This is a genomic window from Trabulsiella odontotermitis (assembly GCF_001188485.1).
GTDB lineage: Bacteria > Pseudomonadota > Gammaproteobacteria > Enterobacterales > Enterobacteriaceae > Trabulsiella > Trabulsiella odontotermitis_A.
The window spans coordinates 63,553-90,149 of record NZ_JNGH01000104.1; the positions used below are offsets into that span (position 1 = coordinate 63,553).

General features: G+C 56.2%; 21 protein-coding genes and 5 pseudogenes. 14 read left to right on the plus strand and 12 right to left on the minus strand.

The window, feature by feature from the left end; translation table 11 throughout:
* Positions 1–13: 13 nt before the first annotated feature.
* The 4 genes from GM30_RS17370 to GM30_RS17385 form a co-directional block, all read right to left on the minus strand.
* Positions 14–1,147 (minus strand): fimbrial protein, encoded by a 1,134-nt coding sequence (locus tag GM30_RS17370; RefSeq protein ID WP_049849643.1) that lies wholly within the window; start codon positions 1,145–1,147, stop codon positions 14–16.
* Complete coding sequence (locus GM30_RS17375) at positions 1,144–3,348, minus strand: fimbria/pilus outer membrane usher protein (RefSeq protein ID WP_049849644.1); 2,205 nt, start codon at positions 3,346–3,348, stop codon at positions 1,144–1,146. Before GM30_RS17375 ends, GM30_RS17370 begins: the two co-directional genes overlap by 4 nt.
* Before the next feature lie 9 nt (positions 3,349–3,357).
* Entirely contained in the window at positions 3,358–4,056 is a 699-nt protein-coding gene (locus GM30_RS17380) for a fimbrial biogenesis chaperone (RefSeq protein WP_049849645.1), read from the minus strand.
* A 100-nt stretch (positions 4,057–4,156) separates the two neighbouring features.
* Complete coding sequence (locus tag GM30_RS17385) at positions 4,157–4,729, minus strand: fimbrial protein (protein ID WP_049849646.1); 573 nt, start codon at positions 4,727–4,729, stop codon at positions 4,157–4,159.
* A gap of 396 nt (positions 4,730–5,125) precedes the next feature.
* On the opposite strand from GM30_RS17385, the gene flhB reads away from it, so the two are divergent.
* From flhB to bglB, 5 genes and pseudogenes are all read left to right on the plus strand, one after another.
* Positions 5,126–6,277 carry a flagellar biosynthesis protein FlhB gene (flhB, locus tag GM30_RS17390; protein WP_049849647.1) on the plus strand — a complete coding sequence of 384 codons (1,152 nt, stop codon included), beginning with the start codon at positions 5,126–5,128 and terminating at the stop codon, positions 6,275–6,277.
* Positions 6,270–8,293: pseudogene (gene flhA, locus GM30_RS17395) on the plus strand (flagellar biosynthesis protein FlhA). The gene flhB and the pseudogene flhA overlap by 8 nt, the downstream one beginning before the upstream one ends.
* Positions 8,293–8,406 (plus strand): annotated as a pseudogene (locus GM30_RS27405) (flagellar protein FlhE); the annotation flags it as partial. The pseudogenes flhA and GM30_RS27405, both read left to right, overlap by 1 nt.
* A 311-nt stretch (positions 8,407–8,717) precedes the next feature.
* Positions 8,718–10,280, plus strand: a complete 1,563-nt coding sequence (locus GM30_RS17400; RefSeq protein ID WP_049849648.1) for an MFS transporter — start codon at positions 8,718–8,720, stop codon at positions 10,278–10,280.
* A 10-nt stretch (positions 10,281–10,290) separates the two neighbouring features.
* The gene (gene bglB / locus GM30_RS17405) at positions 10,291–11,430 is read left to right on the plus strand and encodes a beta-galactosidase BglB (RefSeq protein ID WP_049849649.1); all 1,140 of its coding nucleotides are present in this window, start codon (positions 10,291–10,293) and stop codon (positions 11,428–11,430) included.
* 37 nt (positions 11,431–11,467) lie between these two features.
* Here the strand turns inward: bglB and argS are convergent, their stop codons facing one another.
* The gene (gene argS / locus GM30_RS17410; protein ID WP_049849650.1) at positions 11,468–13,201 is read right to left on the minus strand and encodes an arginine--tRNA ligase; all 1,734 of its coding nucleotides are present in this window, start codon (positions 13,199–13,201) and stop codon (positions 11,468–11,470) included.
* A 191-nt stretch (positions 13,202–13,392) separates the two neighbouring features.
* Here argS and GM30_RS17415 point away from each other — a divergent pair, with 191 nt between their 5' ends.
* The gene (locus GM30_RS17415; RefSeq protein WP_049849651.1) at positions 13,393–13,959 is read left to right on the plus strand and encodes a VOC family protein; all 567 of its coding nucleotides are present in this window, start codon (positions 13,393–13,395) and stop codon (positions 13,957–13,959) included.
* 91 nt (positions 13,960–14,050) lie between these two features.
* Positions 14,051–14,797 (plus strand): copper homeostasis protein CutC, encoded by a 747-nt coding sequence (cutC, locus tag GM30_RS17420; RefSeq protein WP_049849652.1) that lies wholly within the window; start codon positions 14,051–14,053, stop codon positions 14,795–14,797.
* Positions 14,798–15,017: 220 nt separating this feature from the next.
* Here cutC and cmoB read toward each other — a convergent pair.
* The 5 genes and pseudogenes from cmoB to GM30_RS17445 form a co-directional block, all read right to left on the minus strand.
* A pseudogene (gene cmoB, locus GM30_RS17425) lies at positions 15,018–15,844 on the minus strand (tRNA 5-methoxyuridine(34)/uridine 5-oxyacetic acid(34) synthase CmoB).
* A complete protein-coding gene (cmoA, locus tag GM30_RS17430; RefSeq protein WP_049849653.1) occupies positions 15,841–16,584 on the minus strand; it encodes a carboxy-S-adenosyl-L-methionine synthase CmoA in 744 nt (247 codons plus the stop codon). The pseudogene cmoB and the gene cmoA overlap by 4 nt, the downstream one beginning before the upstream one ends.
* A 39-nt stretch (positions 16,585–16,623) precedes the next feature.
* Positions 16,624–17,019, minus strand: a complete 396-nt coding sequence (locus GM30_RS17435) for an MAPEG family protein (protein ID WP_049849654.1) — start codon at positions 17,017–17,019, stop codon at positions 16,624–16,626.
* 45 nt (positions 17,020–17,064) lie between these two features.
* Positions 17,065–17,846 (minus strand): annotated as a pseudogene (locus tag GM30_RS17440) (DUF72 domain-containing protein).
* Between the two features lie 16 nt (positions 17,847–17,862).
* Positions 17,863–18,399 carry a hydrolase gene (locus GM30_RS17445; protein ID WP_049849655.1) on the minus strand — a complete coding sequence of 179 codons (537 nt, stop codon included), beginning with the start codon at positions 18,397–18,399 and terminating at the stop codon, positions 17,863–17,865.
* Positions 18,400–18,666: 267 nt separating this feature from the next.
* Between GM30_RS17445 and aspS the strand changes: the two genes are divergently transcribed.
* The 6 genes and pseudogenes from aspS (at position 18,667) to ruvB (ending at position 23,982) form a co-directional block, all read left to right on the plus strand.
* Positions 18,667–20,439, plus strand: a complete 1,773-nt coding sequence (gene aspS / locus GM30_RS17450) for an aspartate--tRNA ligase (protein ID WP_049849656.1) — start codon at positions 18,667–18,669, stop codon at positions 20,437–20,439.
* Position 20,440: 1 nt separating this feature from the next.
* Positions 20,441–20,893 (plus strand): dihydroneopterin triphosphate diphosphatase, encoded by a 453-nt coding sequence (gene nudB / locus GM30_RS17455; protein WP_049849657.1) that lies wholly within the window; start codon positions 20,441–20,443, stop codon positions 20,891–20,893.
* 72 nt (positions 20,894–20,965) lie between these two features.
* Positions 20,966–21,706: a YebC/PmpR family DNA-binding transcriptional regulator gene (locus GM30_RS17460; protein ID WP_049849690.1), complete on the plus strand. Its 741-nt coding sequence runs from the start codon at positions 20,966–20,968 to the stop codon at positions 21,704–21,706.
* A 34-nt stretch (positions 21,707–21,740) separates the two neighbouring features.
* Positions 21,741–22,261: pseudogene (ruvC, locus tag GM30_RS17465) on the plus strand (crossover junction endodeoxyribonuclease RuvC).
* 90 nt (positions 22,262–22,351) lie between these two features.
* Positions 22,352–22,963: a Holliday junction branch migration protein RuvA gene (ruvA, locus tag GM30_RS17470; RefSeq protein ID WP_049849658.1), complete on the plus strand. Its 612-nt coding sequence runs from the start codon at positions 22,352–22,354 to the stop codon at positions 22,961–22,963.
* A gap of 8 nt (positions 22,964–22,971) precedes the next feature.
* Positions 22,972–23,982, plus strand: a complete 1,011-nt coding sequence (ruvB, locus tag GM30_RS17475) for a Holliday junction branch migration DNA helicase RuvB (protein ID WP_049849659.1) — start codon at positions 22,972–22,974, stop codon at positions 23,980–23,982.
* 45 nt (positions 23,983–24,027) lie between these two features.
* Here ruvB and znuB read toward each other — a convergent pair whose 3' ends face one another.
* Both znuB and znuC read right to left on the minus strand, forming a co-directional pair.
* Positions 24,028–24,813 carry a zinc ABC transporter permease subunit ZnuB gene (gene znuB / locus GM30_RS17480; RefSeq protein WP_049849660.1) on the minus strand — a complete coding sequence of 262 codons (786 nt, stop codon included), beginning with the start codon at positions 24,811–24,813 and terminating at the stop codon, positions 24,028–24,030.
* Positions 24,810–25,565 (minus strand): zinc ABC transporter ATP-binding protein ZnuC, encoded by a 756-nt coding sequence (znuC, locus tag GM30_RS17485; protein WP_049849661.1) that lies wholly within the window; start codon positions 25,563–25,565, stop codon positions 24,810–24,812. Before znuC ends, znuB begins: the two co-directional genes overlap by 4 nt.
* Positions 25,566–25,643: 78 nt before the next feature.
* Here znuC and znuA point away from each other — a divergent pair, with 78 nt between their 5' ends.
* Positions 25,644–26,588: a zinc ABC transporter substrate-binding protein ZnuA gene (gene znuA, locus GM30_RS17490; protein ID WP_049849662.1), complete on the plus strand. Its 945-nt coding sequence runs from the start codon at positions 25,644–25,646 to the stop codon at positions 26,586–26,588.
* The last annotated feature ends 9 nt before the right edge of the window (positions 26,589–26,597 follow it).

A 26,597-nucleotide genomic window follows, 5' to 3' on the forward strand; every position in this document is an offset into this window, starting at 1 on the left:
GCCATCTGCTTTTTTAGCGTAACTCCATTTTGACGGTGACGTTGCCTTCGAACGGTCCTGCTTCCGGCGGTGTTGCGGTGGTTGCGACCGGCGCGGCCTGCATTTTTATCGACCCGTTTCCCTGCGAATCCAGTACCACCGGAAATGCCATATTGCCGTCAAGGCCCACGCTGTTGCTGTTCGTATCATAAAGCCGGACGCCGATATCATCACGCCCCATCATTCTGGCGATCAGCCCGTCGCCGGGATCGCTGACGCCCTGATCGGCGGTCAGCGTCAGTTTGATTTTCTGATACTGACTGACGGCGGCGTTATCGCAATGAAAGTTGATATTGACCGCTTTCAGCGTGAACCCCACTGGCGGTACGCCCGCCGTGGTGAAATTGGTTCTGGCGATGGCGCCGAAATCCACGTCGATGGTACTACCCGCGTTGATGGTGCAGCTCAAAGGCGCGCTCAGGCTGCCGGAGAGCCAGATGTTAGCCACCGGTTGGGCATCGCCGGAACCGCACATGCCGCTACCGAAATAGAGACAGGCGGAGCTTTGTTCAATCAGCGTGGGCGGAATGGTTTCCTGCCCGAGAATCGGCGATTTGATATACAGGCGGGCGGAAAGAATATTCCATTTAAACTGTCTCGACGGAACGCCTGCCACCGGCTGCGTCCCCGATCGGCAGACCGTTTCGTTACTTTCCTTAGACGTTAACGACTCCATGGAGCTGACCGGGACGGTCGTGGGGTAATTATCAATCGCAATGGAATACAACCCGCTACCGTCAGGGGAGTGGATCGCATCGGTATAAGCATCGATATCAATATCGATGTTTTCCGTCAGATAACCATACCCGGCGCGGCTGCCCGCAGAAAGCGGACTTCCGGCAAAGGCAAATCCCATCACCGTACTTGATGCGGTCATATTTCCCGGGCAATCGCACTGGGCCGTAATCGCCTGACCCGCGCCAACCAGATGACCGTCAGGCTGGATAATCTTACCGGCGCTATTTTCATCCGCACTGAATTCACGGTTGATGGTGGTCTGATACGTGCCAGGCGCGGCAAAACAGTTACGCAGAATCGTGGCCGCCCGGGCTGGGGCCATGCTCAGCATAAAAAGGAGGGTAATAAGAAAGCGTAACGTGAGGCTCATGATTGTGCTTCCTGGCGGCAAACCGCCGTGATCATTTTGATACGGGCAGGGGAACTGGCGGGGAGTTGAACCACGGCGTTGCACTGTGAATTTGCGCCCCATTTCACGGTGACCGTGGTGTTTTCAGCGATCCCCGCCATATACAGCACGCCACCTTCATCGACAATGCCGCTGTTTTGGGCGTCCGGGGTGCTGGCGATAGCACCAAAGGGCACGGGCTTGCCGTCCGGCAAAGTCAACGTCAACAATACGCGGTAGCCGATATGCGCGGTAAAATGCGCCCGCACAGCGGCGTTGCGCGACGGGACGACAGTGATCGCGGTGTTATTGCTGTCCACATCATCGGGCAGCGTGGTGGTGTCGATGGCAATCCGATTTTCCTGCCAGGCGGTCAGCGACGGAATAATGGCGTTGCCTGCCCAGTCGGTGCGGATGCCGTATTGATTCTGAAAATGCAAATCAGACGCGCCTGCGGTATCCACTATCGCAAACTGATCACCCAACGGTTGTGACAGTGTAACGCCACGCGGATGCACGACAATTCCGCCGCTGGCACCGTAGCTTATCTGCCGATCGCCCCCGGATGCGGAGTAATATCCGCCGCTGAGGTTGCCGAATGGCGAGCGCCAGGTGCTGTAAATACTGCTGCTGTTGCCCGGTTGTTGATCGCTGTGGCTCTGCTGCAGACTGTAGTTGAGGCTGCGATCTTCCAGCAGCGTGCCACTCAACCCCAGGTTCTGTTGGGTGCCACCATTTTTACTGTTGCTGAGGGAGTAACTCGTCCAGCTGTTGGCGAGCCAGCGATTCAGGGGAATGCTGACGCCAAAGGCGATCATTCGGTCATCGTCGCCGCTGTCGGTTTCCGCACGGGTCAGCGTCACGTGATAACTGATGCCCGCGTACTGATAACTCATTCCCCCCGACAGGCTGCGCGCTTTGCGCGAAGTTCCCCAGTAATTCTGCTGATAACCGTTCAGATAAATACTCCCATTACTGAACGGCTGGCTGATGCTGAACTGGATACGGTTGCGCTTGTTGTAATCATCGCGCCAGTCATCCCGATCGTCGTTGACGTGGTTGGCGTCAGCAAAGGAATAAAAGCCGCGAGTGGAATAACGGTAGCTGGCCAGCGTGAGGTGCGTATTTGTAGCGTCAATGCTTGAGGAGTAGAGCAGTCGCCAGGACTGACCATCGCTGGTCTTTTGCTGGGGTAATTCGGTTCGCGCGGCGGTGACATCAAGCGAAAGCCCCCCAAAGCGACCGAGGTTAATGCCTGTCCCGGAAGCCAGCGCCGTATAGTGGTCTGCTGCTGTCAGGCCGCCATAAATAGTGATGATATTATTCAGTCCATAAATGGCGCTGGCCTGAATAAAGGTTGGTTCACGATCGTCGTTCCCTTCCTGCGAACGGTAACGCCCGACGGTGGTTTCAAAGCGCCAGTGTCGCGGACGTTGCATCAGGGCGACGCTGGAAAAGGGCTGGGTAAAGTTGTGCTCAGTGCCATCCGCCTCCTTCACGCTGACCTGCAGATCGCCGCTGTTGGTTGAAGCATAGATATCACTGATTTCGAACGCCCCCGGCGCGACGTTCGCCTGATAAAGGGTGTAGCCGTTTTGCTTTACGGTGACGACCGCATTCGAATTGGCAACCCCACGAATAACGGGCGCGAAACCCCGTTCGCTGACCGGCAGCATCTCTTCATCAGAGGCGATATTAACACCTTCAAACTGTACGCTGTCGAACACATCGCCACGCGTGCTGCTTTGCCCGGCAACAAACTGCGCTTTAAGAAATCGCAGATCGTGCTGCAACCAACTGCCAATGGTCTGCCAGCGTCGCGTGTCTGAAGTCTGGCTCCAGGCCGAATAGTGACGAATTCTCCAGCCGCCGAGATTAACGCCGGTGCGCAGGTTAATGTACTGGCTGGTGTCGTCANCGACCAGTGCGCCGTCCGGCCCATTAAGGAAACTCAGCGTGCGCGTCTCTTTGCGCTGATTGTTCAGCAGCACAGTTGTGGGGTAGCTGCCAGGCAACTGCGCGTTTGGGTTGGAAAAAATGGATAAATCGGTTGCGGTGGTCCCGCCTTCCAGCGCGCTCGGGGAAAAATAGAAATCGCGGGCAGAAGCGCTTTCTGCGATCAATGTGATAGCGCCGCAGAGGGTAACCGAAATACGCCTGGATAAAGCCGGACAAATAATCATTAGTGCGAGTTATCCGTTATCCAGCTGGCCGCGAAATTTCTCTGATGCGTTGCCGTAATCGGTAATGCATCGCCAGTCGACGTTACGTTGATTAATGGCGGCGTTTAAGGGCAGTAAGGCTGTGCTTTTTGGGGCGACCGTGTCGGCATCCGCCACGATGCGACCGTTGATGTAAAGCGAATCAAAGACCACATGATAAGCCGAGGCGTTGCTGATGCGTAGAGTGCCCCCGCTGGCGGAAAATGTCAGATGTTCGCAGGCTTCATTTGGCGTGCCGGGTAGCCCTTCCGGGCGGTAAAACAGCTTGAGGCGTGTTTTATAAATCAGCCGCAGCACGTTTTTATCGTCGTCGCTTTTATCACTGGCAGGAATAGTTCTAACGTTGATGTAAAAGAGCGATTCCCGATCCTGCGGCAACGCGCCGCCGGACCAGACGATGCGCAGACTCTGCTCCGTCAGGGCATCGAGGCGAAACAGTGGTGGGGTGACGATGAAGGGGCCGCGCGTCTTTCCGTCGCCGCTATCAATCCAGGACTGAATTAACCAGGGTAACTCTGTGCCTTTATTTACCAGTGGCAGGGCAACTTCTTTTTTTTGCGCATCATAAATGACCCGTGTTTTGCCGATCTGTATTCCGGCAGCCAGACTGGTGTTAATAGAATGAAATGTTACCAGCGCGAATAACATCATCAATGAAATGCGGCGCATAAATTGCTCCTTGCATTAAAACGTCAAAACATGATCTGCGATGAGACAGATCATGTTTTAATGTTTATTAAATAACGTATGTAGCAATAATTAATGCGTGTCAGCGATAGAGAATATTCACGGTCATATCGGCATCCGCCGGCCCCGCCGTTACCGGTGTCGCGAAAGCGCGGTAGCGAGCAACAAATTGCTGACGAATGGCGTTACCGTCGACGGTGGGGAGATCAAGCGCAACCTGCCCCTCTGAGCCATCCATTTTCAATAACGTATCGGTTCTGTTGAACGTGCTGACGGCAACGCCAATATTGGTCGCTGCCGTATTTCCTGCCGTGGTGAGGGCGCTGACAGCCAGTAAATCTGCATTACTGGAGGCCACCGTTGTGCCTTCAAAGGTGAGCTGGATACTGGTTAGCCCGTCCGTCTGAAGCGGGCAATCTTTTAGCTCAATGGTAAAAGGAACAAGGGAGGACTCATCACCCGGGTTAGCAAACAGGGTCGTTGGGTAGGTACCGAGAGGAACGTTATTATCGGTTCCATCATTTCCATCAATAACACAGCTTGGTTCGATAATCTCTCCTGTGAAATGAACGGTACCCGCATTCATTTCATCGGCATAGACGGGTATTGATAGCGCAACGGTGAATACCGCAGGGATGTATTTTTTAAAAGTCATTCGATTGCTCCGGAATAAATCACGCTCCTGTATTCAAGAGCTATTAATTAATAGAGTGTTGTTAACTTTTGGCGAGTATACACAAATGAGGTCTAAATAAAAGTACGGGTGAGGATAAAAATGGACAATGCGTGATGATTGTTTTTAATTTTCGCTAAATATATATCTGTGGTTTATTAATTTATTTAAATATATAAAATGAAATGATCAGTCTTTGCCGAATATCATTCTGTTTATGCTCTGCGGCGGCGTATCGATCGCAACGTCGGTTCTGTGTTATTCCATTTTCCCCTGGCAATACCGCGCATAAAACCCGTTTCTGACCTCTTTTCCGGCCATTGGCACATCCCGGCTCTGGCATCATGAGCACCATGGATAGTAGCGCGGAACGCTGGCGTGGCAGAAGACAGTAGCGACGACAAAACAGAGGCCCCCACACCCCAACGGCTGGAAAAAGCCCGTGAAGAGGGGCAGATACCCCGATCCCGCGAACTGACCTCAATGTTGATTTTGCTGGTGGGAGTTTGCGTCATCTGGATCGGTGGCGAGTCGCTGGCGCGTCGGCTGGCGGCGCTGTTGTCATCGGGTTTGCACTTCGATCACAGCATCGTTAACGACCCTAACCTGATCCTCGGGCAAATTATCTCGCTGATTAAGCAAGCCATGCTGGCGATGCTGCCGCTGATTGTTGGGGTGGTAGTGGTGGCGATTATCGCGCCGATGCTGCTGGGCGGCATTGTGTTCAGTCCCAAATCCCTGTCGCTGAAGCTCGATAAGTTAAACCCGCTGCCGGGCATCAAGCGGATGTTTTCCGCGCAAACCTTCGCGGAATTGCTGAAGGCCATCCTCAAGTCGCTGTTAGTCGGCAGCGTTACGGGGTTGTACCTGTGGACGAACTGGCCGGACATGATGCGACTGGTTAGCGAATCGCCTATGAACGCGATGGGACATGCGCTGAATCTGGTCGGGCTGTGCACGCTGCTGGTGGCGTTGGGGATTGTCCCGATGGTGGGCTTCGACGTTTTCTGGCAGATCTACAGCCACACGAAAAAGCTACGCATGTCGCGCCAGGATATCCGCGATGAATTTAAGCAAAACGAAGGCGACCCGCATGTGAAGAGTCGTATTCGTCAGATGCAGCGTGCGGTGGCGCGTCGTCGCATGATGGCGGATGTGCCGAAAGCCGATGTCATCGTCACCAACCCGACGCATTACGCGGTCGCGTTACAGTACGACGAAAACAAAATGAGTGCGCCGAAAGTGCTGGCGAAAGGAGCCGGGCTTATTGCGTTGCGCATTCGTGAGATTGGCAGCGAAAACCGTATTCCGGTGCTGGAAGCGCCGCCGCTGGCGCGTGCGCTGTTTCGTCATGCTGAGATAGGGCAACAAATTCCGGGTCAGCTGTACGCCGCCGTGGCAGAAGTGCTGGCCTGGGTATGGCAACTGAAACGCTGGCGTCTGGCTGGCGGAACCGCCCCGAAAAAACCTGAAAACCTGCCGGTGCCTGCCGCACTGGATTTTTTGAATGAGAAGGAAACTGATGGCTAATCTGGTCGCAATGCTGCGTCTGCCCGCAAATCTGAAATCGACGCAATGGCAGGTTCTTGCCGGACCGGTGTTAATTCTGCTGATCCTGTCAATGATGGTGCTGCCGCTGCCAGCATTCGTCCTTGATCTGCTGTTTACCTTCAACATTGCGCTGTCGATCATGGTGCTGCTGGTGGCGATGTTCACTCAGCGGACCCTGGAATTTGCCGCGTTCCCGACCATTCTGCTGTTCACCACCTTACTGCGCCTGTCGCTGAACGTGGCGTCGACCCGTATCATTCTGATGGACGGTCACACCGGGGCAGCGGCAGCGGGCAGGGTGGTGGAAGCCTTCGGCCACTTCCTGGTCGGTGGTAATTTCGCCATCGGTATCGTGGTGTTTGTCATTCTCGTCATCATCAACTTTATGGTTATCACCAAAGGTGCCGGGCGTATCGCGGAAGTGGGCGCGCGCTTTGTTCTCGACGGGATGCCAGGCAAACAGATGGCGATCGACGCCGACCTGAATGCCGGTCTGATTGGCGAAGATGAGGCGAAAAAACGTCGTTCAGACGTTACCCAGGAAGCAGACTTCTACGGCTCCATGGACGGTGCGAGTAAATTCGTGCGCGGAGATGCGATTGCCGGGATCCTGATCATGGTGATCAACGTCCTCGGCGGCCTGCTGGTGGGCGTTCTGCAGCACGGACTGCCGCTGGCGAAAGCGGCAGAATCCTACACGCTGTTGACCATCGGTGATGGCCTCGTTGCGCAGATCCCGGCGCTGGTCATCTCGACAGCGGCGGGGGTTATCGTGACCCGCGTCAGCACCGAACAGGATGTCGGCGAGCAGATGGTGGGGCAGCTGTTCAACAACCCACGCGTGATGTTGCTCAGCGCCAGTGTTCTCGGGCTGCTCGGTCTGGTGCCGGGGATGCCAAACTTTGTTTTCCTGTTATTCACCGCCGCACTGCTCGGTCTTGCCTGGTGGCTTCGTGGCCGCGAACAGGTCGCGCCAACACAGCCGCAGCCGGTGGCGATGCCGGAAAACGGTCAGGCGGTCGAGGCATCGTGGAAAGACGTGCAACTGGAAGATACGCTCGGTATGGAAGTGGGCTATCGGCTGGNNGTAAGAAATTTGCTCAGGAGATGGGGTTTCTGCCGCCCGTGGTGCACATTCGTGACAACATGGATCTTCCCCCGGCGCGCTACCGTATTCTGATGAAAGGGGTGGAAATTGGCAGTGGTGACGCCTATCCGGGTCGCTGGCTGGCAATTAACCCGGGCACCGCCGCGGGCACACTACCGGGCGAACCGACGGTCGATCCGGCGTTCGGGCTGGCAGCTATCTGGATTGAAAGCGCGCTGAAAGAACAGGCACAAATTCAGGGTTATACGGTGGTGGAATCCAGTACCGTGGTGGCAACGCACCTTAACCATCTGATCAGTCAGCACTCCGCCGAACTGTTTGGCCGCCAGGAGGCACAGCAACTGCTGGATCGCGTGGCGCAGGAGATGCCGAAGTTGACCGAAGATCTGGTGCCGGGTGTCATCACCCTGACCACGCTGCATAAAGTGCTGCAGAACCTGCTTGATGAGAAAGTACCGATTCGCGATATGCGCTCGATTCTGGAAACGCTGGCTGAACATGCGCCAATCCAGACTGATCCGCATGAGCTGACGTCTGTGGTGCGCGTGGCGCTGGGCCGCGCCATCACCCAGCAATGGTTCCCGGGCAATGACGAAGTGCAGGTTATCGGCCTGGATACCGCGCTGGAACGTCTGCTGCTGCAGGCATTGCAGGGCGGCGGCGGTCTGGAGCCGGGGCTGGCGGATCGCCTGCTGGCACAAACGTCCGACGCGTTAACGCGTCAGGAAATGCTGGGCGCGCCGCCCGTGTTGCTGGTGAACCACGCGCTGCGTCCGTTGCTGGCGCGTTTCCTGCGCCGCAACCTGCCGCAACTGGTGGTGCTGTCCAACCTCGAATTGTCTGACAATCGTAACATCCGTATGACCGCCACCATTGGAGGGAAATAATGCGTAAACTCTTCGCATTGCTGTTACTCCCGCTGTGTGTACAGGCGGGAGAGGGATCGTGGCAGGCCAGCAGCATTGGGATTACGCTCACCTGGCGTGGACAATCAGCCTCCTNCCGGCGCTAAATGTGCGCAGCAATAAAGTCATCGTCAACTACCGCTAATCGCCGCTTTTCTCACCGTTCGGCAGACTCATCTGCCGACGCGATCTCATTTCTGGTCCTTTCTTTTGATGTAACAGAAACGCTGTTTTATAAATCAGTGACGCATGTAATCCCACTCTTTGCATTTCTGCCACTCCAGAGCGCGTCGTGGCAAAATCAGAAAGGTTTCCCGTTGCCCATGCTTTTACTGTAGCCGTGTAAGTGCCCCTAAGGACCGCCGGATTGCCGGAGGATCGCCACTAAGAAACAGGGTTTACGGCAATGAAAACACGAAAAATCGGTTTAGCGAATTATCTCGCCTACGGATCGGGCGACTTCCTTGGCGCAGGCACCACCGCGCTTACCGCCGCATGGCTGCTCTATTTCTACACCACCTTTTGCGGTCTTTCGCCCATTGAGGCGACGTTTATTTTTGCAACCGCCCGGGTTCTGGATGCAGTGGTCAGCCCGCTGATGGGCTTCCTGACAGATAACTTTGGCTCGACCTGGCTCGGCAAACGCTTCGGACGGCGTAAATTCTTTATTCTGCTCGGCATTCCCTGCGTTTTCAGCTATTCGCTGATGTGGGTCGGCGAAATGGGGTTCTGGTACTACTTACTGACGTATCTGCTGTTTGATGTCGTTTACACCATGATTCTGGTGCCTTATGAAACCTTAGTGCCAGAAATGACCGATGACTTTAAACAGAAAACGAAATTCTCCGGCGCGCGGATCTCCATGGCGCAGATGTCGGCGATTCTGGCCTCTTTCCTGCCCGGCGTACTGCTGACGCTGCTCGGCAAAGACAATGCCATCTCCTTCTTCTATGCCAGCCTGGTGTTTTCCGTACTCTGTGCGCTGATGCTGATGTTTGTCTGGTTCTTCACCTGGGAACGCCCGCGCGAAGAATGGACCGAGGCTGCGATACGGGCTGATGAAGAGAAGAAAACCCTGACGCTGGCGCAGAGTCTGAACCGGTTGATCATTGAGTTGTCTTCAACGCTGCGCATCCGTATTTTTCGCCAGCACCTCGGCATGTATCTCGGCGGGTATATCGCCCAGGACGTGTTTAACGCGGTGTTCACCTACTACGTGGTGTTTGTCCTGATGCAGGAGGCGTCCGTCGCCTCGAACCTGCTCGGCACCATGGCTATCTTCCAGTTCCTCGCGGTGATCGGCATGATCCCGCTCTGTATTCGTTTCGGGCCTGCGCCGTCCTACCGCATGGTGGTGGTGCTGTTTGGTCTGGCATCGCTTTCTTATGCGGCGCTTTATTATGCCGGAATGAGCGATATCTACTCGCTGCTGTTGCTGGTGTCGGCGGTTGCCGGGCTGGGGCGTGGCGGTATCAACTATGTGCCGTGGAATACCTATACCTACATTGCGGACGTCGATGAGGTGATCACCGGCCAGCGCCGCGAAGGGATTTTCGCCGGCATTATGACTCTGACCCGTAAAGCATCGCAGGNGGTGGGGATCATCATGCAGGTGTCCGGTTTCGTCAGCGGACAGAAAACACAGCCCGCGGAGGTAAGCCACACCATTCTGCTGATCCTGAGCGTCGGCACCCTCGCGGTGTTGCTCTGCGGTTTTCTGGTTTCCCTGCGTTTCAGACTGAATCTGCAGACCCACAGCGTACTGCGCGACGAGACGGCGAAGATGCGCCTGTCCGGGCGGGCGATACCGGAAAACGTCACGCCGCAGGCGCGCGCCACGGTTGAAATGCTGGCGGGCATGCCGTTTGACTGTCTGTGGGGCAATAACAATATTGGCTATCTGAACCGGAAAAAACCGGCCGCGCCGCCGCTCGGCCAGGTGGAGCCACTGAATTCGTCGTATAACTGAGGTAATTACTATGAAGGTCTGGCCTGTCAAACAGAGCCCATTGCTGCGTCAGCCGACGCATTTCATTGCCCGCGATGAGCTGAAAGCGCTGATCGAGAAGGTGACGCACAATCTGGTCAACATTAAAGATGAAACCGGCGCGTTTTTACTGCGACTGGATGACGGGCGTGTGATAGATACCAAAGGCTGGGCGGGCTGGGAGTGGACGCACGGTGTCGGGCTGTATGGGATCTACCAGTATTACCAGCAGACCGGCGATGTGCAGATGCGCGGCATCATCGACAGCTGGTTTGCCGACCGTTTTGCCGAAGGCGCAACCACTAAAAACGTCAATACCATGGCGCCATTTTTGACCCTTGCGTATCGCTATGAAGAGACGCGCAATCCGGCGTTCCTGCCGTGGCTGGAAAGCTGGGCGGAATGGGCGATGTACGAGATGCCGCGCACCGATTTCGGCGGCATGCAGCACATCACGCTCGCCGAAGAAAATCATCAGCAAATGTGGGACGACACGCTGATGATGACCGTTCTGCCGCTGGCGAAAATTGGCAAGCTGCTGAACCGCCCGGATTATGTTGAAGAGGCGGTGTATCAGTTCCTGCTGCACGTGCAGAACCTGATGGACAGGGAAAGCGGGCTCTGGTTTCACGGCTGGAATTACGACGGTAAACATAACTTTGCCCGCGCACGCTGGGCGAGGGGCAACAGCTGGCTGACCATCGTTATTCCGGATTTCCTCGAGCTGGTGGATTTGCCGGAACACAGCGCGGTGCGCCGTTATCTGGTGCAGGTGCTGAACGCGCAAATTGCGGCGCTGGCGGCCTGTCAGCACAACAGCGGGCTGTGGCATACGTTGCTCGACGATCCGGATTCGTACCTCGAAGCCTCGGCGACAGCGGGGTTTGCCTACGGCATTCTCAAGGCGGTACGAAAACGCTACGTGTCGGCGGAATATGCAGAAGTGGCAGAGAACGCGGTGCGAGGCATTGTGCGCAACATCTCCCCGGAAGGAGAGTTGATGCAGACGTCGTTCGGTACCGGGATGGGCAGCGATCTGGATTTTTATCGCCAGATCCCACTGACCTCGATGCCTTACGGCCAGGCGATGGCGATTTTGTGTCTGACGGAGTATTTGCGGAAGTATTTCTGAGAATAAGAAACCCGGCGGCTGCCGGGTTTTTTGTCACTTACATGCGTTCAACTGTTTCGATACCGAGCGTATCCAGGCCGAGCTTGAGGGTTTTCGCCGTCAGCAGCGCCAGCTTCAGGCGGCTGTTGCGGATCTCCTCGCTTTCAGCGCTGAGGATCGGGCAGTGCTCGTAGAAACCGGAGAACAGACCGGCCAGATCGTACAGGTATGAGCACATCACGTGCGGCGTACCTTCACGCGCCACCACGTTCAGTGTCTCTTCGAACTGCAGCAGACGCGCCGCCAGTTGGGCTTCACGATCTTCATTAATGAACACCGCGGCGTTCAGCAGCGCATGCTCTTCGATATCCGCTTTGCGGAACACCGACAGCACGCGGGTGTAGGCATATTGCATGTACGGCGCAGTGTTGCCTTCAAACGCCAGCATGTTGTCCCAGTCGAAGATGTAATCGGTGGTACGGTTTTTCGACAGGTCGGCGTATTTCACCGCGCCGATACCCACCGCATTAGCCAGTTTTTCCAGCTCGTCAGCAGGCATATCCGGGTTCTTCTCCGCCACCAGACGACGGGCGCGCTCCAGCGCTTCGTCCAGCAGATCGGCGAGCTTCACAGTACCGCCCGCGCGGGTTTTGAACGGCTTGCCGTCTTTGCCCAGCATCATGCCGAACATGTGATGTTCCAGCGGTACGGAATCCGGCACGTAACCGGCTTTGCGCACGATAGTCCACGCCTGCATCAGGTGCTGGTGCTGGCGGGAGTCGATGTAATAGAGCACGCGATCGGCATGCAGCGTTTCATAACGGTATTTTGCGCAGGCGATGTCGGTGGTGGTGTAGAGGTAGCCGCCATCCTTTTTCTGGATGATGACGCCCATTGGTTCGCCTTCCTTGTTTTTGTATTCATCAAGGAACACAACCGTTGCGCCTTCGCTTTCTACTGCCAGACCTTTGGCTTTCAGATCCGCCACGATACCCGGCAGCATCGGGTTATACAGACTCTCGCCCATCACGTCGTCGCGCGTCAGGGTGACGTTCAGGCGCTGATAGGTGATCTGGTTTTGCGACATGGTGATGTCGACCAGCTTGCGCCACATCTCACGGCAGTATTCGTCGCCGCCCTGCAGCTTCACCACATAGCCGCGCGCGCGTTCAGCGAAGGCTTCGTCTTCGTCGTAGTGTTTTTTGGCAGCGCGGTAAAACTCTTCGAGATCCGACAGCGCCATTTCGCCCGCGTTTTCCTGCTGCTGTTTTTCGAGGAACGCAATCAGCATGCCGAACTGGGTGCCCCAGTCGCCAACGTGGTTTGCGCGGATCACCTTGTGACCGAGGAATTCCTGGGTACGCACGGACGCATCACCGATGATGGTTGAGCGCAGATGACCCACGTGCATCTCTTTCGCCACGTTCGGCGCAGAGTAGTCGATGACAATAGTCTGCGGCTCAGGCGTTGTTACGCCAAGACGGTCAGATTTCAGCGCTTCGTTGACGTGCGTTGCCAGAAACGCCGGATCGAGAAAAATATTGATAAAGCCCGGGCCAGCGATTTCCACTTTGCTGGCGATGCCGTCCAGGGCGAGATGGGTGAGGACCTGCTCTGCCAGTTGTCGCGGCGCCATGCCCAGTTTTTTCGCAACTGCCATCACGCCATTGGCCTGATAGTCGCCAAACTGTACTTTTGCTGACTGACGAACCTGCGGTTCGCAATCGGCAGGGGGGCCCCNNGAATACCTTACGTTTGTCGCGCTAAACCCTGAGACGAGCCGCGCCGGGATATGGATAAATTAAGGCGGGAGTATACTGCATTTGACCTGTGCCGTCAGCACTGAGCAGGGCTCAGCGCGGCCGGAAATTCACTGCACGATTAACGAATAACCATTCACTTGCCGGTCACGACATTCAGCGGTTGGTTCACCCGCAGTAACCTGGTAAATTAGCGCTTTCCCGAACAATGACAGAGACGAAAATGACCGAATGGCAGAGCATTGAGGAACTGCATGATATTTCCGCAGATTTACCCCGTTTCACTCAGGCGTTAACAGAACTTTCCACCCGGCTTGGGCTGGATATCGCACCGCTTGATGCCGATCACATTTCCCTGCGCTGTCACCAGAACGCCACGGCGGAACGCTGGCGGAAGGGGCTGGAGCAGTGCGGCACGCTGCTGTCTGAAAATATCATCAACGGTCGCCCCATTTGCCTGTTCAAACTGGCTGCACCGGTTTGCGTCGCGCACTGGCGGTTTGAGGTGGTGGAACTGCCGTGGCCGGGCGAAAAACGCTACCCGCATGAAGGCTGGGAGCATATCGAAATCGTCCTGCCGGGCGAGCCGGAGACGCTGAACGCCCGCGCGCTGGCGCTGCTCGCCGATGAAGGGCTCAGCCAGCCGGGGATCGTGGTAAAAACCAGCTCGCCGAAAGGGGAGCACGAACGCCTGCCCAACCCGACGCTGGCGGTGACCGATGGCAACGTGACCATTAAGTTTCATCCGTGGTCCATAGAGCAGATTGTCGCCAGTGAGCAACAGATGTAACCACAATGTGAAGTAACGCGACGTCCGCCTGGCGCAAGCGTGGCAAGATGATGCGCTTTATGTGCTCTGCACGAGTAAAAAGGAGATGACCATGGCGTTGCTGGAGATTTGTTGCTACAGCATGGAATGTGCGGTAACGGCGCAGCAAAAGGGGGCGGATCGCATTGAACTTTGCGCGGCTCCGCAGGAGGGCGGGTTAACCCCTTCGTATGGCGTGCTGAAAACGGTTCGTCAGAAGGTGACGATCCCGGTGCATCCGATTATCCGTCCGCGCGGGGGTGATTTCTGCTACACCGACGGCGAGTTCGCGGCGATGCTGGCAGATATCCGCACGGTGCGCGAACTGGGTTATCCGGGCCTTGTAACGGGCGTGCTGGATGCCCACGGTAATGTCGATATGCCGCGCATGCGTGACATTATGGCGGCTGCGGGAAAAATGGCAGTCACTTTTCATCGGGCGTTTGATATGTGCTCGAATCCGAAGCAATCCTTTGAAAATCTGAAAGAATTAGGCGTTGCGCGCATTCTGACATCCGGCCAGCAATCATCAGCCGAAAAAGGTCTCGAATTAATTCGGGAACTAATTGCCCATGATGATGCTCCAATCATTATGGCGGGTGCTGGCGTGCGGGCGAGTAACCTTGAGTTATTTCTGGACGCAGGCGTGAAAGAGGTACACAGCTCCGCCGGACACTGGGTTCCGTCGGTGATGCGCTACCGTAACCCAGGCCTTTCGATGTCCACTGACCCCAATGCCGATGAATACTCTCGCTTTGCCGTCAATGGCGATACCGTGGCGGATATGAAAGCGATTGTCGCCCGCTACGACACGGAATAAACGATTTTTACCGCGCATCATGTCGCCCAATATGATGCTTGCTTGTACCAGGCCCCTGCCAATTAAACAGGGGCCTTTTTTTCTCCGTCATCCAACCTGGCTCACTCGTCATTTTGTCCCCGGGAAGTGCTCGGCGTCCTCACGTACTTCATGTACGCTCCGGGGTCTGCGCGCTTGCCGTGAACAAACTGACGTCGCCGCCGACGGTTGGGTTCTGCGCTTATGGTTTTTTCGCAATCAACACCGCGCGAAGCGGGGCGGGATAACCTTCGACGGTTTTTGAACTGTCGTTCGGATCAAGGAAATCGGCTAAGGATTCGGTGGTCATCCACGCGGTTTTGCGCTGCTCTTCGGTGGTGGTGACGCACATATCCACGATGCGAACATCAACAAATCCGCATTTCTCCAGCCACTTTTTCAGCGCCGGGGCAGAAGGGATAAAGTNTGATAGAGCACGCCCATCGAAAAGACGGTATCAAAGGCGTTCAGCGCTGGCAGTTGCTCGATGCCCAGCGGCAGCAGGTGCGCGCGCTGATCGTTGCCGAGCAGTTTACGTACTGCTTCAAACTGACACAGGAACAGCTGCGTCGGGTCGATACCTACAGCCAGATGCGCACCCGCACCAATCATCCGCCACAGGTGATAACCGCTGCCGCAGCCGACGTCGAGGATCGTGCGGCCACTGAGATCGGAAAGGTGCGGCAATACGCGCTGCCATTTCCAGTCCGAACGCCATTCGGTATCGATATTCACGCCATAGAGCGAAAACGGCCCTTTGCGCCACGGCATCAGGTTCTGCAACAGTTTTTCGATGCGTAACTGCTGACCTTCGCTGAGCGGCGTTTCGCTCTCCGCCGTCACGCTGTGCAGCAGATCGAGCTTATAGGGTTTCATGTCCGGCAGAAATTCCACCGCGTTGGTCCACTGTTTGAACTGACCGTGCAACGACGCACGCTGCCACTCGCCAATTTGCGCGGGCAGGGTTTCCAGCCAGTGGGAAAGGGGGCTTTTCGCGATGCGCTGATAAAAGTTGCCGAACTCGATCATGCCGCGTCCCCGGCTTTCAGCGCCACCAGCGAGCCAAAGTTAAAGCACTGGAACCACAGTTCGCTGTGTTCGAACCCGGCGTTATGCAGACGCGATTTGTGGGTTTCCACCGAATCGGTGAGCATCACGTTTTCCAGCATGCTGCGCTTCTGACTGATCTCCAGCTCGCTGTAGCCGTTGGCGCGCTTGAAGTCATGATGCATGTTGAACAGCAGCTCGCCGACGGTACTGTCTTCAAAACTGAATTTTTCCGACAGCACCAGCGCGCCGCCAGGATTCAGCCCGCGATAGATTTTTTCCAGCAACGTCTGACGTTCAGCAGGCTCCAGGAACTGCAGCGTAAAGTTCAGCACCACCATAGACGCGTTTTCGATGGTGATATCGCGGATATCGCCTTCAATCACCGCCACCGGCGTCGGCGCTTTGTAGGCGTCGATATGACGGCGACAGCGTTCCACCATCGCCGGGGAGTTATCGACCGCGATAATTTTACAGCCGGAATGCGCGATGTTGCGGCGCACCGACAGCGTGGCGGCACCCAGCGAGCAGCCCAGATCGTAAACCTGGGTGTCCGGCTGCACGAAGCGCTCGGCCAGCATGCCGATCATCGAAATAATATTGGAATAACCCGGCACGGAGCGCTGGATCATATCAGGGAAGACTTCAGCGACCCGTTCGTCGAAGGTCCAGTCGCCCAGACTGGCAATCGGCGCAGAAAAAAGCGTATCGCGGTTGGACATAACGTGTAATCCGAAAAATCAAAAACGGCGTATTGTGCGCTAACGTAAGGAGAAAACCAACTCCCACGGCATATACCAGAGGTTAGCCAGCACCGCCAGCAGCAACGCGCACCAGGTGGCGCTCATGCCGGAACGACGCCAGCGGATCAGCCGGTGGTGATAGCCATAATAATGCATCAGGCGTCCGGCGATCAGTAACAGCCCGCAGATGTGCACCATCCAGGTTTCAGCACCGTTCATCTCCATAAACAGCAGCAGAATAAGGCCGACAGGGATGTATTCCACCGCATTACCGTGAATGCGAATGGCGCTCTGCAGCTCGCTAAAGCCGCCGTCACCATACGAAACCCGGTACTGAAAACGCAGGCGAACCACATCAAACGAAAACTTAATTAACAGCAACGCACCCAGCACGGCATACAGCGCGCTTACCATACAAACTTCCTTTTAATACCCACAGATGGCTGTCCATATCATATATCAGAATAACGAAGATTGCTGCGGGATCGCGGGGGCGGCGCCAACATCGGGCAGGGCGGAACGGAGATCGGCCCACAGCGTATCGACCAGTTCCGGCGCCTGGGCGATGTCCGGCGTATGCAGAAAAAGATAAGGCGTGGTGCTGTTGACCCACTGCGGCAGCGTTTTCAGCCATACGGCGAAGAGTTCGCGATTTTGTGCCATGTCATCGCTGCCGATGAAACGCACCATCGGGTGTTGCGCGGTGACGACGGCATGCACCGGTACCTTCGGTTTTTTGCGCTGCGCCTCGATGATGGTTTCGCTGTGCGGCACAGCGCTGTGCACCGGGCGACTGTCGAGAATCACCCGATTCACGCCGCGCTGATGAAGCCCGCGATTCAGCGCTGTTTCCGCGTCACCTTTGGTGAAAAAGAGCGGGTGACGAACTTCCACGCCGTAGGTGAAGATTTTCGGCAGCGTGTCGAGGAAATGCCACAGGGCAGGGAGATCGGTCGGGCCAAAGGTGGCAGGCAACTGCAGCCAGTACTGGCCGATACGGGCCGCCAGCGGCGACAGGCGGGCAAAAAATGACGCAGCGAGGCCTGGTGGGAAATGGTCGCCGGGAATTTAAAGCAGAAGCGAAAATCATCCGTGGTTTGCTCATGCCAGCGCGCGACAATCTCCGCTTTCGGCAGCGCGTACAGCGTGGTGTTGCCCTCCACGCAGTTAAAGTGGCGGGCGTACTCTTCCAGACTGGTGATGCCGAGCCGCACCCATTTCGGGTGCGACCATTGCGGCANNGCAGGCCAACGTAAATCATAACGCCGCGAGGATCTCCTCTGTGCTGCGAACGCGGGCAATACGCGGGAAAGTGTGGGTCACGCTGTTCTGATGCTGTTCCGCCGATGCGGCGCTGCAGGCGTCTTCGGCGATGACCAGCGCGAAGCCCAGTTCCCAGGCGTTACGCGCCGTCGATTCCACGCCAACGCTGGTCGAAATCCCGCAGAGAATAAGGGTATCGATGCCGCGACGGCGCAGCTGCAATTCCAGATCGGTGCCGTAAAACGCGCCCCACTGGTGTTTGGTGACTTCAATGTCGCTGTCCTGTTTGCCCAGCGCTGGTGGGTAAACCCACCAGTTGTCCGGCAACGCGCGAGCGGGCGCAGGGGCGTCCACCGGCTGGTTTCGCGCAACCAGCACCACCGGTGATCCCTGTTGACGGCATTTCGCTGCAAGCGTTGCCGCTTTGGTGACCACATCATTCGCAGAATGCGGGCCACCCGCATGAGGCAGAATACCTTCCTGGAGATCTATCACCACCAGCGCGGTGGTTTTTGCGTTTAGTTTCAACATTGTTATCCCCATTACATCAAAATTTTGAGGCTTAACCTTACGCTGAGAGGCAGGTGGTCAGCGCAACAAATTTTGTTAATTTTTGTGAGAACGCGCAACAAGCGTACAGCAAACGCGCGTCTGGTGCGTGATGCACTTATCGTGCGCCAGAATTTCCAGTATAATAGCCCCCTTTTTTCATCCAGTTGTGACATTCAGCTAAAGCTGCGACAGTAGTGCCTGCGAGGCAGGCGACAATCGGCCTGCGGCTAAGTTAAGGGAACTCTCATGCGTACAGAATATTGCGGACAGCTGCGTCAGTCCCACGTTGGGCAGCAGGTGACGCTGTGTGGTTGGGTCAACCGCCGTCGTGATCTCGGAAGCCTTGTCTTTATCGATATGCGTGACCGCGAAGGCATCGTTCAGGTGTTCTTCGATCCGGATCGCGAAGAGGTATTTAAGCGAGCGTCCGAACTGCGTAACGAGTTCTGCATCCAGATCACCGGTACCGTCCGTGCCCGTGACGGGAAAAACATCAACCGCGATATGGCGACCGGTGAAGTCGAAGTATTTGCCAGTGAACTCACCATCATCAACCGTTCCGAGCCGCTGCCGCTGGACTCTAACCAGATCAACACCGAAGAAGCGCGTCTGAAATACCGCTACCTGGATCTGCGTCGCCCGGAAATGGCCCAGCGCCTGAAAACGCGCGCCAAAATCACCAGCTTCGTGCGCCGCTTTATGGACGACCACGGTTTCCTCGATATCGAAACCCCGATGCTGACCAAAGCCACGCCGGAAGGCGCGCGCGACTACCTGGTGCCTTCGCGTGTGCATAAAGGCAAATTCTACGCGCTGCCGCAGTCGCCTCAGTTGTTCAAACAGCTGCTGATGATGTCCGGTTTTGACCGCTACTATCAGATCGTAAAATGCTTCCGCGACGAAGACCTGCGTGCTGACCGTCAGCCAGAATTTACCCAGATTGATGTGGAAACGTCTTTCATGACCGCACCGCAGGTGCGCGAAGTGATGGAAGCGCTGATCCATCAGCTGTGGCTGGAAATCAAAGGGGTAGACCTGGGCACATTCCCGGTGATGACCTTTGCCGAAGCCGAGCGTCGTTACGGTTCCGATAAACCGGATCTGCGTAACCCGATGGAGCTGGTGGACGTTGCCGATCTGCTGAAAAACGTCGATTTCGCCGTGTTTGCCGGTCCGGCGAACGACGCCAAAGGCCGTGTTGCCGCGCTGCGCGTACCGGGCGGTGCCAGCTTAAGCCGTAAGCAGATTGACGACTACGGCAACTTCATTAAGATCTACGGCGCGAAAGGGCTGGCCTATATTAAAGTCAACGAGCGTGTGAAAGGTCTGGACGGGATCAACAGCCCGGTGGCGAAATTCCTCAACGCTGAAATTGTGGAAACCATTCTCGCGCGTACCGGCGCGCAGGACGGCGACATGATTTTCTTCGGCGCGGACAACAAAAAAGTGGTCGCCGATGCGCTGGGCGCGCTGCGTCTGAAACTGGGTAAAGACCTGGGGCTGACGGACGAAAGCAAATGGGCGCCGCTGTGGGTCATCGATTTCCCGATGTTCGAAGACGACGGCGAAGGTGGCCTGACTGCGATGCACCACCCGTTCACTTCTCCGAAAGACATGACCGCCGCAGAGCTGAAAGCCGCGCCGGAAGATGCGGTGGCGAACGCGTACGATATGGTGATCAACGGCTACGAAGTGGGCGGCGGTTCCGTACGTATTTATAACGGTGAAATGCAGCAAACTGTGTTTGGCATTCTCGGTATCAATGAGCAGGAACAGCGTGAGAAGTTTGGCTTCCTGCTGGATGCGCTCAAGTTTGGTACGCCGCCGCACGCGGGTCTGGCGTTCGGTCTTGACCGTCTGACCATGCTGCTGACCGGCACCGACAACATCCGTGACGTTATCGCGTTCCCGAAAACGACCGCGGCGGCGTGTCTGATGACCGAAGCGCCGAGCTTCGCCAACCCGACGGCGCTGGCCGAATTGGGCATTGAAGTGATTAAAAAGGCAGAGAACAACTGATATGGCATACAAGCGTCCCGTTTCTATTCTTGTTGTTATCTACGCGCAGGATACGAAACGGGTGCTGATGCTACAGCGGCGCGACGATCCCGAATTCTGGCAGTCGGTTACCGGCAGTCTGGAAGAGGGGGAAACCGCGTCGCAGGCCGCCGCGCGTGAAGTAAAGGAAGAGGTCGCCATTGATGTGGCGTCTGAGCAACTGGCCTTAATTGACTGTCAGCGCACGGTGGAGTTCGAGATTTTTTCACATTTACGTCATCGCTATGCGCCGGGCATAGAGCGCAATACGGAATCGTGGTTCTGTCTTGCGTTGCCTCACGAACGGTCAATCGTGTTTAGCGAGCATCTGGCTTACCGCTGGGTCGATGCGGCAGGCGCTGGCGCCCNNTTTCCCAGAATTTCAGTTTCCAGGAAGGCGGCAAGACCGGACATCACCAGCAGCTTACTGAAGTAAGTGACTGGTGTGGGCGGTGACAGCCAACGCATCTGGAAGCTGAAAGGCGCAGGAAAATTTGGAGATATTTTTATGGCAGGTCATAGCAAATGGGCCAACACCAAGCACCGCAAAGCGGCACAGGATGCCAAGCGCGGTAAGATCTTTACCAAAATCATTCGCGAGCTGGTCACGGCAGCGCGTCTGGGCGGCGGCGACGCCGGTTCCAACCCGCGTCTGCGTGCGGCTATCGATAAAGCGCTGTCGAACAACATGACGCGCGACACCCTGAACCGCGCCATCGCGCGTGGCGTCGGTGGTGACGAAGACGCGAACATGGAAACCATCATTTATGAAGGTTACGGCCCAGGCGGCACGGCGGTGATGGTGGAATGCCTGTCCGATAACCGTAACCGTACCGTGGCAGAAGTGCGTCATGCTTTCAGCAAATGCGGTGGCAACCTTGGCACTGACGGTTCCGTCGCGTATCTGTTCAGCAAAAAAGGCGTGATCTCTTTCGAAGCCGGTGACGAAGACACCATCATGGAAGCGGCGCTGGAAGCGGGTGCAGAAGACGTTATCACCTTTGATGACGGCGCGATTGACGTATACACCGCGTGGGAAGAGATGGGCACCGTGCGTGATGCACTGGAAGCCGCAGGTCTGAAAGCGGACAACGCGGAAGTCTCTATGATCCCCTCCACCAAAGCGGACATGGATGCGGAAACTGCACCGAAACTGCTGCGTCTCATCGATATGCTGGAAGACTGCGACGATGTGCAGGAAGTTTATCACAACGGTGAGATCTCTGATGAGGTCGCGGCTACTCTGTAATGGAGCAGCCTGAATCGTTAACCGGAGACGCGTGATGGCCATTATTCTCGGTATCGACCCGGGTTCGCGCGTCACCGGTTATGGTGTGATCCGCCAGGTCGGCCGCCAGTTAACCTATCTTGGCAGCGGCTGTATCCGCACCAAAGTGGATNTTTACCGTCGCGGCTTAAGCTGATTTACGCGGGCGTGACGGAGATCATCACCCAGTTTCAGCCTGATATTTTTGCTATCGAACAGGTGTTCATGGCGAAAAATGCCGACTCGGCGCTGAAGCTTGGGCAAGCGCGCGGGGTGGCTATTGTCGCGGCGGTGAATCAGGATCTGCCGGTGTTCGAATATGCGGCCCGTCAGGTGAAGCAAACGGTCGTCGGGACGGGCGGCGCGGAGAAAAGTCAGGTGCAGCATATGGTGCGTACCCTGTTGAAACTCCCCGCGAATCCGCAGGCCGACGCCGCCGATGCGCTGGCCATCGCCATCACCCACTGTCACGTCAGTCAGAACGCGATGCAAATGAGTGAAACGCGGTTAAATCTGGCGCGAGGGCGGTTAAGATAATGACAAATCAGGCTGGATATCTATCCAGCCTTTTTTTATGATGGCAGCAGTTTCTTTATATCCACTTCATCCTTAACGCAGGAGCGTCATGTGATAGGCAGACTCAGAGGCATTATTCTCGAAAAACAACCCCCGTTGGTGTTACTCGAAGCGGGAGGCGTGGGCTATGAAGTCCATATGCCAATGACCTGTTTTTATGAACTGCCTGACCTCGGCAAAGAAGCGGTGATCTTCACCCAGTTTGTGGTGCGCGAGGATGCGCAACTGCTGTACGGGTTTAACAACAAACAAGAGCGCACGCTGTTTCGTGAGCTGATCAAAACCAACGGTGTTGGCCCGAAACTGGCACTCGCCATTCTTTCTGGTATGTCGGCGCAGCAGTTCGTCAACGCCGTTGAACGTGAAGAAGCGGCGGCGCTGGTGAAACTGCCGGGCATCGGTAAGAAAACGGCCGAACGTCTGATTGTTGAAATGAAAGACCGCTTTAAAGGACTGCATGGCGACCTGTTCACCCCGGCAGCAGATCTGGTACTGACGTCACCGGCCAGCGCTACCGATGGCGACGCAGAGCAGGAAGCGGTTGCTGCGCTGGTGGCGCTGGGCTATAAACCTCAGGAAGCCAGCCGGATGGTGAGCAAAATTGCCCGACCGGACGCCAACAGTGAAACTCTGATCCGCGAAGCGCTCCGCGCCGCGTTGTGAGGTAAAGGATGATTGAAGCAGACCGCCTGGTCACAGCAGGCAGTACCAGCGAGGAAGAGGTGGTAGATCGCGCCATCCGCCCTAAGCTGCTTGAAGAGTATATCGGCCAGCCACAGGTTCGCTCGCAGATGGAGATTTTCATCCAGGCGGCGAAACTGCGCGGCGACGCGCTCGATCATCTGCTGATTTTCGGCCCGCCGGGGCTGGGCAAAACCACCCTGGCGAATATTGTCGCCAACGAGATGGGCGTTAATCTGCGTACCACTTCAGGTCCGGTGCTGGAAAAGGCGGGCGATCTGGCGGCGATGCTCACCAACCTCGAACCTCACGACGTGTTGTTTATCGACGAAATTCATCGCCTGTCACCGGTGGTGGAAGAGGTGCTTTATCCGGCGATGGAAGATTACCAGCTCGATATTATGATTGGCGAAGGGCCGGCGGCGCGCTCCATTAAAATCGATCTCCCGCCGTTTACGCTGATTGGCGCGACCACCCGCGCGGGCTCGCTGACCTCGCCGCTGCGTGACCGTTTCGGCATTGTGCAGCGCCTCGAGTTTTATCAGGTGCCTGATTTGCAGCACATCGTCGGGCGTAGCGCGCGCTATATGGGGCTGGAGATGAGCGAAGAAGGCGCGCTGGAAGTGGCCCGCCGTGCCCGCGGTACGCCCCGTATCGCCAACCGCCTGCTGCGCCGCGTGCGTGATTACGCCGAAGTGCGTCACGATGGCACCATCTCGCTGGAGATTGCTTCTCAGGCGCTGGATATGCTGAACGTCGATGCCGAAGGGTTTGACTACATGGACCGCAAGCTGCTGCTGGCGGTCATTGATAAATTCTTCGGTGGGCCGGTCGGGCTGGATAACCTTGCCGCCGCCATCGGCGAAGAGCGTGAAACAATTGAGGATGTGCTGGAGCCGTATCTGATCCAGCAGGGCTTTTTACAGCGCACGCCGCGTGGACGCATGGCGACGGTGCGCGCGTGGGATCACTTCGGCATTAAGCCGCCTGAAATGCCCTGACGGTTATTGCCCCGGTCCGCGATGCGCTGCCGGGGCAAAGATATTTTACTGCGCAGGTTTTTTCAGCATGCTGAAAATAAACAGCAACGCTGCGCAGAGCACCACCGATGGACCCGCAGGCGTGTCATAGAACGCCGAAAAGGTTAACCCACCTGTTACTGCCATCATTCCCACTCCCACTGCCACCGCGGCCATTTGTTCTGGCGTACGGGCAAAACGCCGCGCGGTTGCCGCAGGAATAATCAGCAACGAGGTGATGATCAGCGCGCCGACGAACTTCATCGCCACGCCAATGGTCAGCGCCGTGACCAGCATCAGCAATAGCTTCACGCGCTGTAGCTTCACGCCATCGACAAACGCCAGGTCCGGGCTGATGGTCATCGACAGCAGATTGCGCCACTGCCACAGCAGAATACCCACCACAACGATCACGCCCAGGGCGATAGAAATCAAATCTTCCGGGGTGACGGCCAGCAGATCGCCAAACAGATAGGCCATCAAATCCACCCGCACGTTGGCCATCAGGCTCACCACCACCAGACCCAGCGACAGGGCGCTGTGTGCCATGATCCCCAGCAGGGTATCAATCGCCAGTTGCGGGCGGCGCTCCAGCCATACCAGCCCGGCGGCCAGCAGCAGGGTTACGGCTATCACCGCATAGAAGGGGTTCACATCCAGCAGCAATCCAAACGCCACACCCAGCAACGAGGCGTGGGCGAGGGTATCGCCAAAGTACGACATGCGGCGCCACACGACGAAAGAACCAAGCGGACCTGCCGCGCAGGCGAGCATAATTCCGGCCAGCCAGCCGGGGAACAATAATTCAATCATGGACGGCCATTTCCCCGACGCAAAACGATGTGACCTTGCAGGTCATGACGATGATTATGATGATGGCGGTAGAAGCCCAGTTGCTCAGCGCCACGGGGGCCAAACATGGACATAAACTCAGGATGCAGCGCGACCACTTCAGGCGTTCCGGAACAGCAGATGTGTTGGTTGAGGCACAGCACCTCATCGGTTTTCGCCATCACCAGATGCAGATCATGGGAAACCATCAGCACTGCGCAATCCAGCTCCTGGCGCAGCTGATTGATAAGATCGTACAGCGCCACCTGGCCGTTGACATCGACCCCTTGCGTGGGTTCGTCGAGCACCAGCAACTGCGGTCGATTCAGCAGGGCGCGCGCCAGCAGCACACGTTGCGTTTCGCCCCCGGAGAGCTTTTGCATCGGTGCATCAATAAGATGGCCTGCCTGCACACGCTTCAGGGCAGGGAGAATATCGGCTTTGCGCGTACCAGGACGCAGGCGCAAAAAACGGCTGACGGTCAGCGGCAGCGTGGCATCAAGATGCAGTTTTTGCGGCACATAGCCGATGCGCAATTTACCTTCCCGCGTCACCACTCCCTCATCAGGCGTAACGAGCCCGAGCACCACGCGCACCAGCGTCGATTTCCCGGCACCGTTAGGGCCAAGGAGAGTTAAAATTTTTCCCGGCTTCAGCGCCAGGGAAATATCAGATAGCACGCGCCGTTGACCAAATGTGACCGCGACGTGGTCCAGCGTTACAAGATTTGTCATTTTAATAAAAGGGTTGCACTCGAATGTGAATGTTATAATATCACATTTACCACAAACAATACGATCAGTAGACGCATTATGTTACATAAAAATACGCTTCTTTGCGCTGGCATTTCCGCCGCGTTGTTGGCTGGCGCGGCGCTCCCGGCGAATGCTGCCGTTGTCGCTTCGCTTAAACCCATTGGATTTATCGCCTCCGCCATCGCTGATGGGGTTACAGAGACGCAGGTGTTACTGCCTGACGGTGCCTCTGAGCATGATTATTCATTACGGCCGTCTGATGTAAAACGCTTACAGAATGCAGACTTAGTGGTCTGGATTGGTCCGGAGATGGAAGCATTTATGGATAAGTCAACGCAAAGCATTGCGGCGAACAAGAAGGTAACGATTGCGCACCTCGATGGTGTGAAACCGTTGCTCATGAAAGGTGCCGACGACGACGATGACGATCATGGACATGAACACGGGCATGATGAAAAAAGTGACGAGCATCACCATCACGGCGATTACAACATGCATCTTTGGCTCTCGCCAGAGATAGCGCGCCTCTCAGCGGTTGCAATCCATGATAAATTAGTGGAACTTATGCCGCAAAGTCGGGCACGGCTCGACGAAAACCTGAAGGCTTTTGAAGAAAATTTGAATCAGGCCGATAAACAGGTTACTGCTGCGCTGTCACCGCTGAAAGGAAAAGGGTACTTCGTTTTTCATGATGCCTACGGCTACTACGAAAAACACTACGGCCTGACCCCGCTGGGTCACTTTACCGTCAACCCGGAAATACAGCCTGGTGCACAGCGTTTACATGAAATAAGAACACAGTTGGTTGAGCAGAAAGCGACATGCGTTTTTGCTGAGCCACAGTTCAGGCCAGCCGTCGTAGAAGCTGTTGCCAGAGGGACGTCCGTGCGCATGGGAACCTTAGACCCTCTTGGAACAAACATCACGTTGGGTAAAACGAGCTACGCGCAGTTTATTACTCAACTGGCGAATCAGTACGCGAGCTGCCTGAAGGGAGATTAATGAGGAAGT

Coding starts and splice junctions, on each gene's coding strand:
- GM30_RS17370 (WP_049849643.1), bottom strand. CDS start 1,147: ATGAGCCTCACGTTACGCTTTCTTATTACCCTCCTTTTTATGCTGAGC.
- GM30_RS17380 (WP_049849645.1), bottom strand. CDS start 4,056: ATGCGCCGCATTTCATTGATGATGTTATTCGCGCTGGTAACATTTCAT.
- GM30_RS17385 (WP_049849646.1), bottom strand. CDS start 4,729: ATGACTTTTAAAAAATACATCCCTGCGGTATTCACCGTTGCGCTATCA.
- bglB (WP_049849649.1), top strand. CDS start 10,291: ATGAAGGTCTGGCCTGTCAAACAGAGCCCATTGCTGCGTCAGCCGACG.
- GM30_RS17415 (WP_049849651.1), top strand. CDS start 13,393: ATGACCGAATGGCAGAGCATTGAGGAACTGCATGATATTTCCGCAGAT.
- cutC (WP_049849652.1), top strand. CDS start 14,051: ATGGCGTTGCTGGAGATTTGTTGCTACAGCATGGAATGTGCGGTAACG.
- cmoA (WP_049849653.1), bottom strand. CDS start 16,584: ATGTCCAACCGCGATACGCTTTTTTCTGCGCCGATTGCCAGTCTGGGC.
- GM30_RS17435 (WP_049849654.1), bottom strand. CDS start 17,019: ATGGTAAGCGCGCTGTATGCCGTGCTGGGTGCGTTGCTGTTAATTAAG.
- GM30_RS17445 (WP_049849655.1), bottom strand. CDS start 18,399: ATGTTGAAACTAAACGCAAAAACCACCGCGCTGGTGGTGATAGATCTC.
- aspS (WP_049849656.1), top strand. CDS start 18,667: ATGCGTACAGAATATTGCGGACAGCTGCGTCAGTCCCACGTTGGGCAG.
- GM30_RS17460 (WP_049849690.1), top strand. CDS start 20,966: ATGGCAGGTCATAGCAAATGGGCCAACACCAAGCACCGCAAAGCGGCA.
- ruvB (WP_049849659.1), top strand. CDS start 22,972: ATGATTGAAGCAGACCGCCTGGTCACAGCAGGCAGTACCAGCGAGGAA.
- znuB (WP_049849660.1), bottom strand. CDS start 24,813: ATGATTGAATTATTGTTCCCCGGCTGGCTGGCCGGAATTATGCTCGCC.
- znuC (WP_049849661.1), bottom strand. CDS start 25,565: ATGACAAATCTTGTAACGCTGGACCACGTCGCGGTCACATTTGGTCAA.
- znuA (WP_049849662.1), top strand. CDS start 25,644: ATGTTACATAAAAATACGCTTCTTTGCGCTGGCATTTCCGCCGCGTTG.